Below are 2,554 nucleotides of genomic sequence, written 5' to 3'. Positions count from 1 at the left end.
CTACTTCGGCACGTACTTCCCGCCCGAGCCCCGGCACGGGATGCCCTCCTTCCGGCAGGTGCTGGAAGGGGTCGGCGCGGCGGGCGGGTCAGCCGTCGCGGCCCTGCCAGGTGGTCACGCAGACCTCGTTGCCCTCCGCGTCGGCCAGCACCGTGAACGCCGGGGCGCGGTCCGCGGACACCAGCCGGCCCCCGGCGGCGAGCGCGGCCGCGATCCTGGCGTCCGCCTCGTCGTGCGGGACGCAGAGGTCGAAGTGGATGCGGTTGCGCTGGGGGCGTTCCACGTCCATCTGCTGGAACCAGACCGCCGGACCCTGCCCGAGGGGGTCGACGACCGCGTCCGCCGAGCCGTCGGCGTCCGCCTCGTCCGCGTAGCCGAGCACGGCCTTCCAGAACGGGCGGATCGCGGCGATGTCGAGTGCGTCGATCGCGAGCTCCAGCAACTGGACGGACCGGGGCGCGTCCGCCCCGCCGGGCTCCGTCCGCAGCCCGGCCGCGCCGAGCGCGGCGGTGATCCGGCGCGCGAGCTCCGTGTCCCGGCAGGTGACGGCCGCGGCGCGGGCGCACCGGAGCGTGAGCGCGGCCTGCCCGGACCGGAGGTCGGCCACGAGGTGCCCGTCCGCGTCGTGCCCGCACGCCTCGACGGCGATCCGCACCGCCTCGGCCGCACGGTCGAGCGACGCCACGGGCACGGCGGTCCGCAGCGTCCCGAGCAGGTAGCGCCACCCGAGGTGACCGACCGCGTCGGAGGCCGCCTGGCGGGTCAGGGCCTCGTCGTCACTCACCGGCACACTCCACGAACACGGCCCAGGCGCTCCGGCCGAGGGCGAGCGCGGGGAGGGAGGTGTCCTTGGAGTCGCGGACGTGAACGGTGTCCGGGGTCGTGGCGACTTCGACGCAACTGGAGTCCGGTTCACTGCTGCTGTGGCTGCTCTTGAACCAACGCAGATCACCTGCGCCGCTGTCGGTCATGTCTCCCCCAGCAGTTTCTCGATGAAGGTCAGGGACTCATGAGGAGTCAGCGCCTGTGCCCGGATGATTCCATACTGGATTTCGAGCGGCTGTACCTCCTGCGGGTGCGCGACGAGGCGGGAGAACCTCTGCACGTCCACGTGACCGACTGTCGTCCCATTGGTCAGCTTGAGGAGTTGGAAAGGGCCGGCCATGCCGGCGTGATCCGCCCTGTCGGTTGGCATGACCTGGATCTCCACGTGCCGGAGCCCACCGACCTCCAACAGGCGTTCGAGCTGCCGTCGCCACACGAGCCGCCCGCCCAGTGGGCGCCGCAACGTCGCCTCTTCCTGGACGAAACTGACGATCGGCGCCGAGGGACCGTCGAATACGGCCTGCCGCGCGAGGCGGGCCATGACGCCTTGCTCCACGATTTCGTCACTGAGTACCGGTCGGCGCATACGGAACAACGCACGCGCGTGTTCCTCCGTCTGAAGAAGGCCGTGCACGTTATGGCTTTCGTACGCCCCCAACTCCACCGACTCCGCCTCCAGCCGCGCCAGATCGCGCACCTTCTTCGGGTAGCGCGCCTCCGCGACGTCGCGCTTCATCGCGGCGATGATCCCCCCGGCCTCCAGCACCTCGTCCGCCTTGTCGAGGAACTCGGGCTTCGGTACGCGGCGTCCGCGCTCGACGGAGGACACCTGCTCCTCGCCGTAGCCGATGGCCGCGCCCAGCTCGCTCTGCCGCAGCCCGGCGCGCTCGCGCCACGCCTTGATCTGGCGGCCGACGGCCTTCAGGACGGCGGCCGACTCGTCGTCGGCGCCATGCGGATTCATCTCGTCCATGCGCACGGCCCTTCACAGCTCGGCGGTCGTCCGGCGTACGCGGCCGGACAGCCGCCGACCCGGCCCGGACAGAAGCCGTACGTCCCGGCGGCGGCCCTGTTCAGCGTATGCACGCTCGACCACGCTGAGTGACGTGAACCAGGAAATCACCCGAACCGGCGGCTCCGCCGCCGACCTCGCCCCCGCACCCGTCCGGCAGGTCACCGTCATGCTCTCGGCGACCCGCAGGGGTGCCCGGCTCGCGCGGCGGCTCACCGTCGCCCATCTCGCCGACTGGGGGCGGCCGCACGGCGCCGCGGAGCAGATCGTGGCCGAGTTCGCCGCCAACGCCGTCACCCATGGGCTCGTCCCGGGGCGGGACTTCCGCCTGGGGCTGTCGCTGCGCACCGACGGCACCGTGCGCGTCGAGGTGACCGACGCGCGCGGCGACCGCCTCCCCGTCGCCGCCACCCCGGGCGGGAGCGCGGAGTCGGGCCGTGGGCTGCTGCTCGTGGCGGCCCTGGCGGACCGGTGGGGCGTCACCCCCGGGCCCGTGCCGTGCAAGACGGTGTGGGCGGAGATCGGGGCGGTATGAGGTCCGCCAGGGCCGCCACGAGCAGCAGCCCACGGCCCGACTCCGCGCTCCCGCCCGGGGTGGCGGCGACGGGGAGGCGGTCGCCGCGCGCGTCGGTCACCTCGACGCGCACGGTGCCGTCGGTGCGCAGCGACAGCCCCAGGCGGAAGTCCCGCCCCGGGACGAGCCCATGGGTGACGGCG

At 73.2% G+C, this 2,554-nt stretch carries 4 protein-coding genes; 1 reads left to right on the top strand and 3 read right to left on the bottom strand.

Annotation, left to right across the window (positions count from 1 at the left end; genetic code table 11):
- Nucleotides 1-88: 88 nt before the first annotated feature.
- The 3 genes from EAO77_RS36785 to EAO77_RS36775 are packed head-to-tail and all read right to left on the bottom strand — an operon-like array spanning nt 89 to nt 1,798.
- Entirely contained in the window at nt 89-784 is a 696-nt protein-coding gene (locus EAO77_RS36785) for a VOC family protein (RefSeq protein ID WP_147992618.1), read from the bottom strand.
- Complete coding sequence (locus tag EAO77_RS36780) at nt 777-971, bottom strand: DUF397 domain-containing protein (protein ID WP_147992617.1); 195 nt, start codon at nt 969-971, stop codon at nt 777-779. The genes EAO77_RS36785 and EAO77_RS36780 overlap by 8 nt, the downstream gene beginning before the upstream one ends.
- A complete protein-coding gene (locus tag EAO77_RS36775) occupies nt 968-1,798 on the bottom strand; it encodes a helix-turn-helix domain-containing protein (protein ID WP_187283588.1) in 831 nt (276 codons plus the stop codon). The genes EAO77_RS36780 and EAO77_RS36775 overlap by 4 nt, the downstream gene beginning before the upstream one ends.
- A 133-nt stretch (nt 1,799-1,931) precedes the next feature.
- Between EAO77_RS36775 and EAO77_RS36770 the strand changes: the two genes are divergently transcribed.
- Nucleotides 1,932-2,372: an ATP-binding protein gene (locus EAO77_RS36770; RefSeq protein WP_410088762.1), complete on the top strand. Its 441-nt coding sequence runs from the start codon at nt 1,932-1,934 to the stop codon at nt 2,370-2,372.
- Nucleotides 2,373-2,554: the final 182 nt, after the last annotated feature.

Source organism: Streptomyces sp. T39 (assembly GCF_008042045.1).
Classification (GTDB): domain Bacteria; phylum Actinomycetota; class Actinomycetes; order Streptomycetales; family Streptomycetaceae; genus Streptomyces.
This window is presented reverse-complemented; position numbering and strand designations above follow the sequence as displayed.

Coding starts and splice junctions, on each gene's coding strand:
- EAO77_RS36780 (WP_147992617.1), bottom strand. CDS start 971: ATGACCGACAGCGGCGCAGGTGATCTGCGTTGGTTCAAGAGCAGCCAC.
- EAO77_RS36775 (WP_187283588.1), bottom strand. CDS start 1,798: ATGGACGAGATGAATCCGCATGGCGCCGACGACGAGTCGGCCGCCGTC.